Genomic DNA, 15277 nt, shown 5'->3' on the forward strand with positions numbered 1-15277 from the left:
GGCGGGCCACCGGCCCCGCCCGGCGGGGGCGGCCGGGAGGGGCGGCCGTCAGCGGGCCGGGGCGGGGGCGGCGCTGAACGCGCAGTCCAGGACGATCGCGCCGTGCGGCAGCACCCGCACCGGGTTGAGGTCCAGTTCGAACTCGCCCGGCCAGTCGCGGACCGCGTCGGACAGCCGGTACAGCAGGCCGGCCAGTGCCGCGGTGTCGAGTGCGGCCGTGCCGCGCGCCCCGCGCAGCAGGGCGGCGCCGCGCAGTTCGCCGATCATGCGCTCGGCCTCGCCGTCGGCGAGCGGCAGCACGCGGTGCGCGACGTCGTCGAGGACTTCGGTGAAGATGCCGCCGAGTCCCACGGTCAGGACGGTTCCCAGCGCGCTGGTGCGGACGCCCACCAGTGCCTCGACGCCGTCCGGGGCCAGTTCCTCGACGAGCACCTCGCCGCCGAGCGCGGCCAGGTCGGCGAAGGCGGCCGGCGCCTGCGCTTCGGTGACGCCGACCCGGACGCCGCCCGCCTCCGACTTGTGCAGCAGCCCGGGCACGACGGCCTTCAGCACGGCGCGGCCGCCCAGCTCCCGCACCAGCGCGGCAGCGTCGTCGGCGTCGCGGGCGGTGCGGCCCTTCGGCACGGTGATCTTGGCGGTGGCGAGCAGCTGCTTGAGCTGCGGCTCGGTGGCCTGCGGCGCGGGCGCGGGGAGCGGCGGCGTGAGCGGGTCGCGGTGGGTGTCCGGGCGGGGCCGGCTGACCTGCCACAGTGCGGCGGCGGCCTTCAGCGCGCGGGCCGGCGTCGGGTAGTCGGGCAGCTGGGCGTCGCGGAGCATGGCGGGGGCGTCCGGGGCGAGGAAGTCGGCGCCGGTGCGGGCCACCAGGATCGGCTTGCCGCCCTTGCGGGCCGCCTTGGACAGGGCGGTGACCGCCTTCTGCACGTCGGGTCCGGCCATGACGCAGAAGCAGGCGATGATGATGTCGACCGAGTCGTCCGCGAGCAGCACGTCCAGCGACCGGTCGAACAGGGTGGGGTCGCTGAGCACGGTCGCGGTGATGTCGACGGGGTTGTCCACCGCGCCGAACGGCGGCACGATCTCGGTGAGCGCGGCGATGCTCTGCGGTGACAGTCGGCTCAGCTGGAGGCCGGAGTCCTCGATGGCGTCGGCGGCCAGGATGCCGGAGCCGCCGGAGGTGGTGACCACGGCGACGCGCGGGCCCTTGGGCCGCAGCGGGACCTCGAAGGCGGCGGCGGCGTCGAGGAGGTGGTCGATGTCGTCGACCCGGGCGATGCCCAGCTGGCGCAGCGCCGCGTCGAGCACGCGGTCGTCGGTGGCGAGGGCGCCGGTGTGGGAGGCCGCGGCCCGGCCGCCGGCTTCGGTGCGCCCGGACTTCAGCAGTGCCACCGGTTTGCCGGACGCGCTCAGGGCGCGCAGGGCGTCCAGGTCGGGCACGTCCTCCAGGTAGCCGAGCAGTCCCCGGCACTCGGGCTCCTGGGCCAGCTCGCGCAGCACCTCCAGCGCGGTGACGTCGGCGTCGTTGCCGGTGCTCACCACCCAGCCGGGGCGCAGTCCGCGCTGCAGGGCCAGGCTCGCCGCGCCGAAGCCCAGGGCGCCGCTCTGGCTGACGAACCCGAGGGTGCCGGGTTCGAAGGGGACGCTCTCGGCGCCGAACAGGGGGCTGAAGGTGGCCAGGACGCGGTTGTTGAAGCTGACGGCGCCGATGCAGTTGGGTCCGATCAGGCGCAGTCCGCCCGCGCGGGCCCGGGCGACGATCTCGTCCTGGAGGGCGGCCCCGTCGGCCCCGGTTTCCGCGAAGCCGGAGGAGGCGATGATGGCGAGCGGTACGCCGGCCTCGACGCAGTCGTCGACGGCGCCGGCGACGCGGTCCGCGCCCACCATGATCAGCGCCAGGTCTATCGGGCCGGGCGCCTCCTTGAGCGAGGCGTACGCGGGGACGCCGAGGATGCTCCCGCCTTTCGGGTTGATCGGCAGGATGCGGCCCTTGTAGCCGTGGCGCAGCAGGAAGTCCATCGGCTTGCGGCCCAGCGCTCCGGGGCGTTCCGTGGCGCCGACGACGGCGATCGAGTCGGCGTTCCACAGGGCTGAGATCGCGCTCATGCCATGACCTCCTGGGCGGACGCGGGTGCGGGTGCGGGGTGCGGGGCGAACAGGACGTGCAGGGCGTCGACGTAGACGTCGCCGTCGGAGCGTCCGGCCAGTTCGCGGGCGCGGACGGTGGGCTGGTGGAGCACCTTGTCGACGATGCGCCGGACGGTGCGGGAGACCTCCTGGAGGGTTTCGCCGTCCATGGCTTCCAGCCGCTTGCCGAGCCGGGCGAGTTCGGCTTCGGTGGCGGCGGCGGCGGTGGCGCGCAGCGCGGAGAGGGCGGGGGTGGCCCGGGCGGCGCGGCGGGCGGCCTTCAGGGCCTCGACCTCGGTGTCGACGATGCGGTGCGCGCTCTCGACGCTGGCCACGGACAGTTCGTCGTCGCCGCCTTCCTCTGCGATGCGCTGGAGGTCGACGAGGGTGGCTCCGGGGACCTGGCCGGCTTCGGGTTCGATGTTGCGCGGCAGGGAGAGGTCGAGCAGGTACAGGTCGCGTCCGCCGCGCGGGGCCATGGCGTCGGCGACCTGGCGGGCATGCAGCAGGGGTTCGGTGGCGGCCGTGCAGCTGACGACCACGTCGACCTCGGTCAGCAGGCGGGGTATGTCCTGCAGCGGGTAGCCGCGGCCGTCGGCGGTCTCGGCGAGGCGCTGGGCCTTCTCCGGGGTGCGGTTGGCCATGTGCACCCGGCTCAGGCCGCAGCGGCGCAGCGCGGCCAGGACGACCCCGCCGAACGAGCCGGCGCCGATGACCAGGGCGGTCTTCCCGTCGAGCGATCCGACCAGGCGCTCGAAGAACGCCAGGCCCGCGGTGGCCAGGGAGCGGCCGGCCTCGTTCAGTCCGGTCTCGTTGCGGGCCCGCTTGCCGGTGCGCAGCGCGGCCTGGACGGCCTGGTTGAGGGTCTTGCTGGTGGCGCCGACGCGCTGGGCGCGCTCGAGGGCCTCCTTGACCTGGCCGAGGATCTGGTCCTCGCCGAGCACGACCGAGTCGAGGCCGCAGGCGACCTGGAAGAGGTGGCGCAGGGCGTCGTCGTCGTGGCGCACGTACTGGTAGGGGGCCAGTTCCCGGGCGTCGACGCCGGTGTGGTCGGCGATGAGCGCGTCGAGGAGGGGCACCGGGTCGGTGTCGGGGGCGGCTTCGGCGTAGACCTCGAGCCGGTTGCAGGTGGACAGGATCAGCGAGGCGGACAGGCCGTCGGCGTCGGCGAGGCGCTGGGCCAGGTCGTCGAGCGGCTTGGGGCTCTCGTAGAGCTGTTCGAGCAGGTCAAGGGGGGCGGTGGCGTGACTGATGCCCACCGCGAGGAACCGGTTGTCGTCCGGTGTTGTTCGTCGCACGTTCCTTACACCTCGATGGATGACGTGGGGCGGGCGCCCGGCCCGGGGGGCCGGGCGTGGCAGGGGGCGGGTCAGCCCAGGCGGGGCGCGAACTCGGTGGCCCAGTACGTGATGATCTGGGAGGCGCCGGCCCGGTGGATCGAGGTGAGGCTCTCCACGATGGAGCCGTCGCGCTCCAGCCAGCCCCGGGCGGCGGCGGCTTCGATCATCGAGTACTCGCCGGAGACCTGGTAGGCGGAGACGGGCACGTCGACGTGGTCGGCGATGAGCCGGACGATGTCGAGGTAGGCCAGGGCGGGCTTGACCATCACCATGTCGGCGCCCTCGGCCATGTCGAGGGCGACCTCGCGCAGGGACTCGCGGATGTTGCCGGGGTTTTGCTGGTAGGTGCGGCGGTTGCCCTGGAGGGAGGACTCGACGGCGTCGCGGAAGGGGCCGTAGAAGTGGGAGGCGTACTTGGCCGAGTAGCCGAGGATGGCGACGTTGTGGTGGCCGGCCGCGTCGAGGGCCGCGCGGATGTGTCCGACCTGGCCGTCCATCATGCCGCTGGGGGCGACGATGTGGGCGCCGGCTTCGGCCTGCACGACGGCCGCCTGACCGTACAGCTCGACGCTGGCGTCGTTGTCGACGTCTCCGTCGGGGCCCAGGACGCCGGTGTGGCCGTGGGTGGTGTACTCGTCGAGGTTGATGTCGCCGATGACGACGGTGGCGTCGCCGACCTCGGCCGCCACGTCGCGCAGCGCGACCTGGAGGATGCCGTCGGGGTCGACCGCGCCGCTGCCCCGCTCGTCCTTGTCCTGCGGGATGCCGAACAGCATCACTCCGCCCACGCCGGCGCTGACGGCCTCGACGGCCGCCTTGCGCAGGGTGTCGCGGGTGTGCTGGAAGACGCCCGGCATGGAGGGGATCTCCCGGGGCGCGGTCAGGCCCTCGCGCAGGAACAGGGGCTGGATCAGGTTGCTCGCGTGGACCTGGGTCTCGGCGGTGAGGCGGCGCAGGTGCGGGGTGCGGCGCAGCCGGCGGGGGCGGTGCAGCGGGGCGCCTGCGGGGGTGCTGACGGGGGCGGGGCCGATGGTCGAGTGGATGGTCATGCGGATCACGCTCCTTGGAGGATCGAGCCGAGGAAGACCTTCTCGAGGTGCTGGGAGATCTCGGCGGGCGGGCGGTGGAACCAGTAGCCGGCGTCGGAACGGGAGAAGATGCGCAGGTCGCGCAGGGTCACGGTGAGTTCGGCGAACTTCACGGCGAGGCCGGCCGGGTCGACCACGGGCATGCCGTGCAGTTCGCGGACGCCGAGGTTCCAGAAGATCTCGTTGGGGATGCCCTCGGCGGGGATGATGATCTCGGCGCCGGCCTTGCGGGCGCGGGCGGCGGCCTCGGTGTAGGCGGTGAGGAACTGGTCGCCGTCGCCGTCGAGGGCGCGGTGGACGCCGTCCCAGCCGCCCGGTACGACCTCGTAGGCGGCCATGGACCGCTCCAGGCCGTACCGGGAGACGTTGGCCCGGATGGGCTCCTCGAGCGGCGGCATGAAGCCGAGCAGGCCGAAGCGGTGCCCGGTCAGGGCCGACAGGAAGAACGCCGTCTCGCCGTAGCCCAGCGTCGGCAGGGCTGCCAGGTGGCGGGCGTCGCGCAGGCCGGGGTCCTGGCCCGCCGCCGTGATCCAGGCGTCGTAGCCGGCGCGTTCGGCCTTCAGGGCCGCGTGCGCGAAGTGTTCGCTGAACAGGACCTGGGCGGCGTGGTGGCCGACCAGTCCGAAGGGGGTGTTGTCGGGGTAGGTGTCGGCCGGCAGCGTCTTGATGTCGATGACGGTGCCGGGGGCGGCGATCGCGTCCAGATGCTCGCGATACCACTGGTCGAGCAGTGGCAGCCGTCCTTCCACGGTGTGTTTGTGGAACCAGATGCGCATGGCGCTTCCGTCCTCTCGGCTGAAATCGGGCAGGGGAAGACAGGACACAGGGGCGGGCGGGGTGAAAAAGGGGGGGTGGGGCGGGTCGGTGGGGCGGTGGGTCAGTGGGTGAGCTGCGGCCGGGGGGCGCAGTCCAGTAGCGAGGCCTTGAGCAGGTAGTCGGCGGTGCGCTGCGGGTCGGCCGCGATGCGGCCGATGCTCTCCAGGGCGCCGCGCAGACGGGCCGGGTCGTCCAGGCCGGCCGTGCGGGCCTCGCTGCGCGGGATCACCTTGTCCGTCACCGCCCGGCGCCGTTCGGCGGCGACCGAGGCGAGGATCCGTTCGCCGGCCGTGCCGTGGTGCAGCCGGGCCAGCGCCCGTCCCCAGGCGACGGCGTCGTGCAGTCCGCAGTTCATGTTCATGCCGCCTGCGGTGGAGGTGAGGTGCGCGGCGTCCCCGGCGAACAGCACCCGGCCCGCCCGGTAGTCGGGCAGGACGAAGGAGGCGAGCCGGTAGGTGTGCGCGTCGGCGATCTGGACGTCGTCGGCGCAGGAGGGCAGGGCCCGGCGCAGCAGGGCGCTCACCTGCGCCCGCTCCACGGCCTGGCGGCGCGGCAGGTGCGCCGGCATGCGGAAGATGAGCCGCCAGTGGTCGGGCATGCCCAGGATGCTGAAGGACTGCCGGCTGTCCCGGACGTAGGCCAGGGGCGCGAGGCCGGGCAGCAGCCCGTCGAGGGCCGTGTGCGTCACCACGCGCAGGGCGTAGGAGGGGTATTCGGTGGCCCGGGAGGGCAGTTGGAGGGCGGCGCGGACCGTGCTGCGGCTGCCGTCGGCGGCCACCACGTAGTCGGCGTCCAGCGGTGTGCGCAGCCCGGTGGGGCCGTGGAGCCACAGCCGTACGGCGTCCGTGCGGGGCCGCACGTCGAAGACGGCGGCGGCGAAGCACACTTCCGCGTGCGGGTACTCCTCGAGTGCGGCCAGCAGCAGCGGGGTGAGCCGTGACTGCTCGGCGTGCACCCGGTAGGGGTGGGCGGTGCGGCCGTTCAGGGCGTCGTAGCCGATGCGGTGCAGGACCCGCTGCCCCAGGTCGCGCCACTGGATCTCGTGCACCTCCCGGCCCGCGGCGCGCAGGGGGGCCGCGACGCCCAGTTCGTCGAGCAGGTCCAGGGTGGAGGGGTGGAAGGTGGAGGCGCGCGAGGCGGTGGACAGGTCCCGGGAGGATTCCAGGACGGTGACCGGCACGCCGGCCCGGGCCAGGACCAGGGCCGCGGTGAGCCCGACCGGTCCGGCGCCGACGACGACCACCGGGCGGCGGCGCACGCTCATGCCGTTCCGCCTGTGCGGGCGGCGAGCCGGCGCAGCAGGCCCGTCTCCTCCGCGGGGTCGGCCGGCAGGCCCGTCTGCTTCAGCGCCCAGCGGGCCGAGCAGATGTTGGAGGTGAGCAGGACGCGGTCGTTGCCCTCGCCGATCTGGCGCAGGGCGTCGAAGGTGAACATCCCGGTGCCGGTGAGCAGCAGGGCCTCGTCGTCGCCGAGGCCGGCCTCGGCGACCTGGCGGACCAGGTCGCCGGTGGAGACGTCGTAGGGGGAGAAGCGGTCGCCGGCCCGGATCGGGACGACCCGCGAGACGGTGAGGCCGGCCTGCTCCCAGAAGGTGCGCGACAGGTCGGTCAGCCAGGGCTCGTACGGCGAGACCAGGACGATGTCGCGGACGCCGAGGTCGGCGCAGGTGTCCAGGGTGGCGAGGGTGGAGGAGGCGACGGGCCGGCCGCCCGCGTCCGCGAGCTTCTCGCACAGGGCCCGGTCGCCGTCGGGGCCCAGCAGGTAGTGCGAGCCGCTGCACGCCACGACGACCGCGCCGAGCTTGAGGCCGCCGAATCCGGCGACGACCTCGTCGAGGCCCTCGTTGTAGGCGTCCAGCCGCTCGCGCAGGGTCCGCCCCGGCAGGACCGGGAAGCGGGAGGTGTGCACGTTCATCGCGGGCCGGACGAGGCCGGCGATCTCCGGTTCGGCGGCGGCGTTGCCGGAAGGAACGACGACCCCGAGGCGTTCCGCAGATTGCAAGGACATCTTTCCCCTTTTCCGAGGCGTTTTTCCGAGGCTTTCCGGGACTTTCCCGAGACGGCTTCAGCCGTGCCGGGGACGTCCGGTCGCGGGCTTTCCCGTCGCCTGGAACGCTAGGTGGGGAGGGCGGTGCGCGGCACTACGGAATCACGCAGTGAGGCGCTCCTGCTGCGGAATTCCGAAGCGGGGGACGGTGGCGCCCAGGGCGGCGGCGAGCTGGGCGCGGCGGCTGATCGACAGTTTCCGGTACATGCGGGTGAGGTGCTGTTCCACGGCCCGGCAGGACACGTTCAGCCGCTCGGCGATCCGCTGGTTGGTCATGCCGGAGAGCACCATGCGGGCGATGCGCGACTCGTGCGGGGTGAGCACCGCGTCGGGAGCGGCTGCGGGCTCCTCGGGCTCGCGTCCGGTGAGCGCGCTGTGGCCGTACTCGACGTTCCAGGAGCGGATCCTGGTCCGGGCGATCAGTTTCTGCCGGACGAGGGGGTCGCCGCGCAGGATCCGGTGCAGGCCGACCTCGTCGGACACGGCGATCACCAGGATGTCCCCGTTTCCCGTGCCGGCGAGGCCGCCGCCGACGAGGATGCCGCGGCCCGACAGTGAGCGCAGGTACGCGACGTGGTCGGGCCAGGCCTGGTGCAGGCGGGATTCGGCGGGGTGGAAGGTGCGTTCGACGACGTAGGGCATGGGGTCACCTCAGCGTGTGCGCGGCGCGGGCGCCGGTCCCGTTGCGGGTGGCGGTCCCGTTCCGGGCGGCGGTGGACGAGGGAGGGGGCGGAGCCGGGGGGGGTGGCGGCCGGGGCGGGGCGGGGGGCCGGAGGCGGGGGCGGGAGCGGCCCGGGGGGGGCGGAGCGGCCGGGGGGCCGGGGGCGGGCGGGCTCCCGGGGCGGTGACGGCCGACGGGACCCGGCGGGCCGGTGGTGTCACCGGCCCGCCGGGTCCCGTCCAGGGGTGGTGCGTGCGGTGAGGTCCGCGGGCCTCACTGGGCGCCGGCGGTCAGGCCCTTCGCCGGTGCGGGGGCGCCGGCGGGGGCGGCGCCGGCGGGGGCGGCCTGCTGCGCGGGCTTGTCCACGGGCTTGCGGCGCAGCAGCGCGATCGCGACGAGCACGGCGGCGGTGCCGAGCAGGACGCTCCAGCCGAGGGGCTCGTCGAGGAAGACGGCGCCCAGGACGACGGAGACGACGGTCATCAGGTAGATGACGGTGGCCGCGGCCGCGGGGCCGTCCTTGGTGATGATGACCGTGTTGAGCAGGACGGCGAAGCCGGTGCACACCACGCCGAGGATGATCAGCGCGATCACGGAGTCGGTGCGCCACTCGACGGGCTCCAGGCCGATGAACGGCACGGCGACCAGGGTGAGCACGGCGGCGATGGTCAGCTGCCCGCCCGCCAGCATGAAGACGGGGATGCCGCGGCCGGCGAGGAAGCGGCCGACGTAGGCGAAGCTGCTGCCGAAGCTGACGGCGCCCAGGACGAAGCAGATGACGCTGCTGGTGGAGGCGTGGGTGCCGGGGCTCCAGGGAGCGGCCACCAGGACCACGCCGAGCAGACCGACGGCCATGCCCAGGATGCGGGCGGCGCCCAGCCGCTTCTCGGAGCCGAGCAGCACGGCCGCGCCCAGCGTCCAGACCGGGCCGGTGCCGCTGATGATGCCGGCGACGTTGCTGGAGCCGGTCACCTCGCCCTGGGCGAACAGCAGCCAGGGGACGGCGTTGCCGAGCAGCGCGGCCACGGCCATGTGTCCCAGGAGCCTGCGGTCGCGGGGCGGGCGCTGCCCCCGGGACAGGCCGATGGCCATCAGGACGGCGGCCCCCAGGACGAGCCGCACGAAGACCATCTCCACGGGCGAGAACCCGTAGCCGGAGATCTTGATCCAGAGGAAGACCGAACCCCACAGCAGGCTCAGGCCGGACAGTCGCAGCAGCGCGCCGGATTTCATGGCGGACCCTCACATTCAGCGGAAGACAGGGGCGACAAGGGGGGGAGACGGGGACGGAACTCGTCCGCCGGCCCGCACCAAGAGCGTCGCCCGTGCCGCCGCCCGGGGTCCAGCAAGTAATCTTTCCGATGAACGTGAAGGCAGACTGAAACATTCGATACTTCGGCCGAATGAGCCCTCTTCCTATGAGATCACGGCTGGGGTGACCGTTCCAGCTCCGATTCAGCTGCCCGTGCCGCCTCGCTCAGGGCCTCCAGGACCGCCGCGATCTGGGGCACTCCCCCGCTGCCGGGGCGCACCGCGGCGAACACCCGGCGCCAGGGCGCGTCGTCGAAGCGCCGCACCGTGACGCCGGGCTGGGAGGACCGGCGGGCCAGCCGGGGCACCAGGCAGATGCCCAGGCCCTGCCGGACGGCGGCGAAGGTGGCGTCCCAGTCGCCGATGACATGGGTGGCCTGCGGGGTGAAGCCGGCGGCCGCGCAGGCCGCGAGGGGGATCTCCTGGCACATGCCGACCGTGGCGAAGATCCACGCCTCGTCGGCCAGCTCCCCCAGGGTCAGCGAGGGCGCCTGTGCCAGCGGATGCTCCTCGGGCAGCGCCACGTCGAACACCTCCGTCATCAGGGGCCGTTTGTCGAAGCGGGAGTCGAGGGCGGGCGCGGCCGGCGACTCGACGGCGATGACCACGTCCGTGCGGCCCAGCTCCAGCAGCTCGAAGCTGACGGGCGGATCGACCTCCGCCAGCGTCGTGCGCAGTTCGGGCAGGCGCCGCTTGAGGATGCCGGCGGCCGGCAGGATGAGCGGCGAGAGGGTGGTGCCGAACCCCGACACCGACACCTCGCCGCGCTCTCCCCCGCCGTGCTCGGCCAGCGCGCGGTGCAGCCGGTCGATGCTCCCGAAGATCTCCTCGGCGTGGCGCAGCACCACCTTCGCCGCGCCCGTGAGCCGCAGCCGGCGCCCCACGGGCTCGGTCAGCGCTACGCCCAACTCCTTCGCCAGACCGGCGAGTTGCTGGGAGACGGCCGACGGAGTCAGATGCAGCGCGGCCGCCACCGCGCTGACCGTGCCCCGCCGGTCCAGCTCCACCAGAACCCGCAGCTTGCGCAGATCGAGTTCGCTGCCGTACGGCTTGGCCGTCGCAGCACCCTTGTCCATGCCCATGTCTGGCGCAACGTCAGCGCAGCCGTTCGTGTTCCAGGTCGATCACCTCCTTCGCCAGCCGCTCGAACGCGGCGAGGTCGGCGGCGTCGCGGTCGGCGTCACGGCGCTGGCCGGGGAAGGTGGGGTCCAGGACGACCGTGTCGGCGCCCAGCCGGTCGAGCAGGACGAGGTCGTCGTGGATCTGCTCCAGGCTGCCCTCGCCGAGGACCCGCCCGGCGGGCAGCGGCCGGCCGGTCAGCCGCAGCTTGATGCGCGGCGCGAGCGCGGGCACCGGCAGGTTCAGCCGCTTGGCGGTGTCGCGCAGCGCGGGCAGGCCGAGGTGCACCAGCCAGTCGGCGGTGACGGAGGTGGGGTGCCAGGCGTCGCCGTAGCGGGCGGCCCTGCGCAGGGCGCCCGCGCTGTGGCCGCCGATCCACACCGGCGGTCCCGAGGGCTGCGCCGGGCGGGGAGCGGTGTGCACGGGGCCGAACCTGACGAACTCCCCGTCGTGGGCGACGACGTCCCGCGTCCAGAACGCCTTGATCACCTGCAGGTACTCGTCGCTGCGGGCCCCCCGGCGGGCGTAGGGCACCCCGAGGGCGGCGAACTCGCCCGCCGCCCAGCCCGCGGCGGCCCCGAACACGAACCGGCCCCCGCTGAGCTGGTCGATGTTCGCCACCTGACGGGCCACCAGCAGGGGGTGGCGGTAGGGCAGGATGGTCACGGTCGTCCCGATGCGCACGCGGCTCGTGATGCCCGCGAGCCAGGCGAGCACGGTGAACGGGTCGTAGAAGGGGGCGGGGAAGAGGTGCTCCACCTCGGGCGTGGGCGCCACGTGGTCGGACACCATCAGCTGGTGGTAGCCCATCTCCTCCAGCCGCCGGGCCCAGTCCAGCATGGTTGCCGGCGTGGCGGCCGGACCGTAGTTGGGCAGGTTAGCGCCGAACTTCATGGGAGTCTCCGTTTCGCTCGGACCCCGGGAGCGCAGGTGCGTCCGGGGCTGGGTGGGGCGCGCCGGGCAGGAACCGGCGGCCGAGGAGGTGCAGCCCGCAGGCCGCGGCGGCCACGGCCGCGGCGAGCGGCGGCAGCCGGCCCGGCGCGATCCCGGCCGACAGAGCGGCCCCGCCGAGTGCGGCGCCGGCCGAGCCGCCGAGATAGGTGGCGGAGCTGTTCAGCGCGAGAACGGCCGCGCCGCCGCGGGGCCGCAGGCCCAGCAGCCGGTGCTGCTGGGGCACCACGAACGCCCAGCCGGCCGCGCCCCACAGCACCAGCGGCACCAGCACGGCCGGGCCGCTCAGCAGCCCGAGCGGGGCCAGGCACAGGGACAGTGCGGCGAGCAGCACCGCCACCTGGGCGCCGGAGCGGCCGGTGCGGTCCAGCAGCGGCCCGGCCAGGAAGCTTCCCGCGACCCCTCCGGCGCCCCACAGCCACAGCGCCGCCTGGTGCGCGGTGACACCGCGGGCGTCGAGCACCGGCGCCAGGTAGGTGTACAGGCCCAGGCTGGCCACGGTCTGCAGGAACGTCGTCAGCACCGCGACCGCGACCCGCCGGTCCGTCAGCTGGGCGCCGCGCTCGCGCAGTCCGGGCATCGCGGCGCCGGACACCGCCGGCAGCAGCAGCGCCGAACCCGCCAGCGACACCACGCCGATCGCGGTGACCAGCCACAGCGCCGCCCGCCAGCCCGCGTGCTGGGCCAGGAACAGCCCGCCCGGCACCCCGAGCACGGTGCCCGAGCTCAGCCCGCCGAGCACCACCGCCAGCGCCCGGCCGCGCCGCTCGGGGCCGGCGAGCGCGGCGGCCGCGGTCGCCGCGACCGGCATGAACACCCCGGCGGCCACCCCGGCCAGGCCGCGCGCCACCGCCAGCGCGGCCAGCGAGGGCGCCAGCGCGGAGGCGGCGTTGGCCAGGCAGAACAGGAAGAGCGCCGCGACGAGGACCTGCCGGATGCCCCAGCGCGAGAGGGCCGCGCCCACGAGCGGGGCGAGCAGGGCGTAGCAGAGCATGAAGACGGTCACGAGCTGGCCCGTCACGGAGGCCGGCTCGTGCAGGTCCCTGCCGATGGCGGGCAGCAGTCCCGCCGTCACGTAGGCGTCGGTCCCCACCGCCAGCGCTCCGAACCCGAGCAGCAGCACGCGCAGCACGGTGTCTCCTCCCTCGTCGGCGTCCTGGTGGGTCAAGCCTGACCCGGGGACCGGCGCGAAGGGGCGTTCGGACGGGCCGGGGGTTCGGGTTCCCACATCCCCCGGGCCGCCGGACGGCTGCGGCCCGGCCGCAGCGCCCTAACGTCGATGTCCCGACGGGGCAGTGGCCCAGCCGGCCGCCGTACCGAATCGACGCGACGGAAGGGATGAGCCATGCAGGACCGTGCCATCATCGACTCCTGGTTCCCCGCCGACCTGCTCCCGCCCGCTCACTGGGAAGAGCACTACACGCCGCGGGAGCTGCCGCCCGGCGCCCGGGTGACCCGGTTCGCGCCCAGTCCCACCGGCTCGATGCACCTGGGCGGCCTGTACGTGGCGACGCTGGCCCAGGATCTCGCCCGGCGTTCCGGCGGGGTGTACCTGGTGCGGATCGAGGACACCGACAAGGACCGTGAAGTGGCGGGCGCCGCCGAGGAGTTCGCCCGGATCTTCCGCTACTTCGCTCTGGAACCGGACGAGGGTGAACAGGAGGGGGGCCGCTGGGGCCCCTACCGGCAGTCCGACCGTGCGGGCATCTACCTGTCGTACGTGCGGGAGCTGGTGCGCGGGCAGCGGGCCTACCCGTGCTTCTGCTCCCCCGAACGGCTGGAGGACAACGCCGGGCAGCAGCGGCGCTCGCGCTCCCCGCTCGGCTACTACGGCAAGTGGGCCCGCTGCCGTTCGCTGTCCGTGCGGGAGGCCGGGGAGCGGATCGCGGCCGGGGAGGCGTACACCGTCCGGCTGCGCTGCCCGGCCGGCCTGCCGGGCCGGGTGCGCTTTCGCGACCTGGTGCGCGGGGCGCTGACGATGCTGGACAACGGCAACGACGTGGTGGTGCTGAAGTCCGCGGACGCCGAGGGCCGCCGGCTGCCCACCTACCACCTGGCCCATGTGGTGGACGACCATCTGATGCGGGTGAACCTCGTGGTGCGCGGCGAGGAGTGGATCTCGTCGCTGCCGCTGCACCACCAGCTGCACCGGGCGCTCGGTTTCCGCCCGCCGGAGTACGCCCACATCGCGCCGCTGATGAAGCTGGACGGCTCCAGTCGGCGCAAGCTGAGCAAGCGCAAGGACCCCGAGTCGGCGGCCGGGTTCTACGAGGCGGCCGGGTATCCGGCGGCGGCGGTCGCCCACTATCTGCGCGGGCTGGCCAACAGCCGTGTCGCCGGGCTGGCGACCGGCCGGGCGCTCGCCGAGCCTTTGCGGCTGGCGGAGATGGGGGCCGCCGGCCCGATGGTGGACCTGCTCAAGCTGCGCTCCCTGAGCCGCGAGTACATCGCCTCGCTGGAGCCCGCGCAGGCCCTCGCGCAGCTCGGCGACTGGGCGGCCGGGTACGCGCCCGAGCTGCTCGCCGTCCTGCGCAAGCACCCCGACCTCGCGCTGGCCGCGTTCGAGATGGCCCGGCGCGGCAACGGCACGCCCCGCAAGGACCTCGCGTGCTGGCAGGAGTTCACGACCGCCTACGGCTTCTGCTTCCCCGAGCTGCACGAGATGGTGGACCGGCCGGGCGACGGCCGGTTCGGGGGGCTGCCCGGTCCGGCGGTGTCCGCCCTCGCCGCGGACCTGGCGGCGTGCTACCGGCACGCGGGTCCGGCGCAGGACTGGTTCGCCGTGCTGCGCACGGTGGCCGAGCGGCACGGTTTCGCCCCGGACGTGCGCGCCCACCGGGCCGATCCCGGCGCCTACCGGGGCTCGATCCGGGACGTGGCCAACGTGGTGCGGGTGTGCCTCACGGGCAGCCGCCGCAGCCCGGACCTGTTCCAGGTGGCCCAGTCGCTCGGGGAGGAAGAGGTGCTGCGCCGGCTCAGGCCGCTGGCCACCGGGGCGCCGGCCGGCCGGTGTTGAGACGGCGTCCGCCGAAATGGCGCGGATGAGACGGCGCCGGCCGCCGCGGCGGCCGGCGCCGGCACGGCAGGCGGCGGGAGAGGCCCCGTACCGGCGCGGCGGGCGGCGGACGGCGGGCGGCCCCGTACCGGCGCGGCAGGCGGCAGACGGCGGGCGGCGGGCGGCGGGCGGCGGGAGAGGAGGGCGCCCGGGGAAGGGTGAGAGCGAGGGCGCAGGCGAGAGGGAGACGGCGGCCCGGTGTCCGGGCCGCCGTCGGGGGTGTCGCGCGCTCAGCTCGCGAGCAGCCGCTCGCCGCGCAGGGCGACCGCCAGCTGTGCGCGGCGGCTGATCGACAGCTTGCGGTAGATGCGCGTGATGTGCTGTTCCACCGCGCGCGGCGACACCGTGAAGTGCTCGGCGATCTGCCGGTTGGTCAGTCCGTCCAGCATCATCCGGGCGACCCTCAGCTCGTGGGCGCTGAGCCGCCCGGCCGGTTCGGTGTCGTCGGCGGCCGGGCTGGCGCACTCTGCTCGCTCCTCCGCTCCGAGCAGATCGTCCATGCCCTGGACCGTGACGTCCAGCGTCAGCCGCTCCTGGGTGTAGGGGTCGGCGCCGAGCAGCTGGTGCACCGCGGCCCGGTCCTGCGCCTTGACCACGAGCACCTCCCTGCGGCCTTCCTCCCAGATTCCCCCGCCGAGCAGCACGCCCTGGTGCATGAGCCTGCGCCAGTACGTCCGGTGAGCCGGCCGCAGCCGCTGCAACCGGGGATCGTCCTGGAACGCACGGCTGATGATGTACCGCACGGTCACCGCCTTCTGACGTGTCTCAT

Annotated in this window: 13 protein-coding genes; 1 reads left to right on the forward strand and 12 read right to left on the reverse strand. The window is 74.3% G+C overall.

Translation table 11 applies throughout. From position 1 onward, the window contains the following. Window positions 1-48: 48 nt before the first annotated feature. The 11 genes from Sri02f_RS00490 to Sri02f_RS00545 all read right to left on the reverse strand — a co-directional run bounded on the left by Sri02f_RS00490 (window position 49) and on the right by Sri02f_RS00545 (window position 12621). Window positions 49-2100, reverse strand: a complete 2052-nt coding sequence (locus Sri02f_RS00490) for an acetate--CoA ligase family protein (protein ID WP_108999079.1) — start codon at window positions 2098-2100, stop codon at window positions 49-51. Beyond that, window positions 2097-3419: a glutamyl-tRNA reductase gene (gene hemA / locus Sri02f_RS00495; protein ID WP_108999080.1), complete on the reverse strand. Its 1323-nt coding sequence runs from the start codon at window positions 3417-3419 to the stop codon at window positions 2097-2099. Before hemA ends, Sri02f_RS00490 begins: the two co-directional genes overlap by 4 nt. A gap of 71 nt (window positions 3420-3490) precedes the next feature. Then, on the reverse strand, window positions 3491-4510 hold the full coding sequence (gene hemB / locus Sri02f_RS00500; RefSeq protein ID WP_108999081.1) for a porphobilinogen synthase: 1020 nt from the start codon (window positions 4508-4510) through the stop codon (window positions 3491-3493). 5 nt (window positions 4511-4515) lie between these two features. Next, window positions 4516-5325: an aspartate/glutamate racemase family protein gene (locus tag Sri02f_RS00505; RefSeq protein ID WP_108999082.1), complete on the reverse strand. Its 810-nt coding sequence runs from the start codon at window positions 5323-5325 to the stop codon at window positions 4516-4518. Window positions 5326-5426: 101 nt separating this feature from the next. Continuing rightward, window positions 5427-6629, reverse strand: a complete 1203-nt coding sequence (locus Sri02f_RS00510; RefSeq protein WP_108999083.1) for an FAD-dependent oxidoreductase — start codon at window positions 6627-6629, stop codon at window positions 5427-5429. Further along, the gene (locus tag Sri02f_RS00515) at window positions 6626-7372 is read right to left on the reverse strand and encodes a maleate cis-trans isomerase family protein (RefSeq protein WP_108999084.1); all 747 of its coding nucleotides are present in this window, start codon (window positions 7370-7372) and stop codon (window positions 6626-6628) included. The genes Sri02f_RS00510 and Sri02f_RS00515 overlap by 4 nt, the downstream gene beginning before the upstream one ends. A gap of 141 nt (window positions 7373-7513) precedes the next feature. Beyond that, window positions 7514-8053: a helix-turn-helix transcriptional regulator gene (locus Sri02f_RS00520; protein ID WP_108999085.1), complete on the reverse strand. Its 540-nt coding sequence runs from the start codon at window positions 8051-8053 to the stop codon at window positions 7514-7516. 292 nt (window positions 8054-8345) lie between these two features. Continuing rightward, a complete protein-coding gene (locus Sri02f_RS00530; protein WP_108999086.1) occupies window positions 8346-9305 on the reverse strand; it encodes a DMT family transporter in 960 nt (319 codons plus the stop codon). 191 nt (window positions 9306-9496) lie between these two features. Next, entirely contained in the window at window positions 9497-10459 is a 963-nt protein-coding gene (locus Sri02f_RS00535) for a LysR family transcriptional regulator (protein ID WP_108999256.1), read from the reverse strand. 19 nt (window positions 10460-10478) lie between these two features. Next, window positions 10479-11396: a TIGR03619 family F420-dependent LLM class oxidoreductase gene (locus tag Sri02f_RS00540; RefSeq protein WP_108999087.1), complete on the reverse strand. Its 918-nt coding sequence runs from the start codon at window positions 11394-11396 to the stop codon at window positions 10479-10481. Beyond that, window positions 11380-12621 (reverse strand): MFS transporter, encoded by a 1242-nt coding sequence (locus Sri02f_RS00545; protein ID WP_245970234.1) that lies wholly within the window; start codon window positions 12619-12621, stop codon window positions 11380-11382. Before Sri02f_RS00545 ends, Sri02f_RS00540 begins: the two co-directional genes overlap by 17 nt. 177 nt (window positions 12622-12798) lie before the next feature. On the opposite strand from Sri02f_RS00545, the gene Sri02f_RS00550 reads away from it, so the two are divergent. Continuing rightward, the gene (locus Sri02f_RS00550; RefSeq protein WP_108999089.1) at window positions 12799-14469 is read left to right on the forward strand and encodes a glutamate--tRNA ligase; all 1671 of its coding nucleotides are present in this window, start codon (window positions 12799-12801) and stop codon (window positions 14467-14469) included. A 269-nt stretch (window positions 14470-14738) separates the two neighbouring features. On the opposite strand, the gene Sri02f_RS00555 is transcribed toward Sri02f_RS00550, so the two are convergent. Then, window positions 14739-15251: a LuxR C-terminal-related transcriptional regulator gene (locus Sri02f_RS00555; protein ID WP_245970235.1), complete on the reverse strand. Its 513-nt coding sequence runs from the start codon at window positions 15249-15251 to the stop codon at window positions 14739-14741. Window positions 15252-15277 lie beyond the last annotated feature (26 nt).

It is taken from the genome of Streptomyces rishiriensis, assembly GCF_003112535.1.
GTDB classification, from domain to species: domain Bacteria; phylum Actinomycetota; class Actinomycetes; order Streptomycetales; family Streptomycetaceae; genus Streptomyces; species Streptomyces rishiriensis.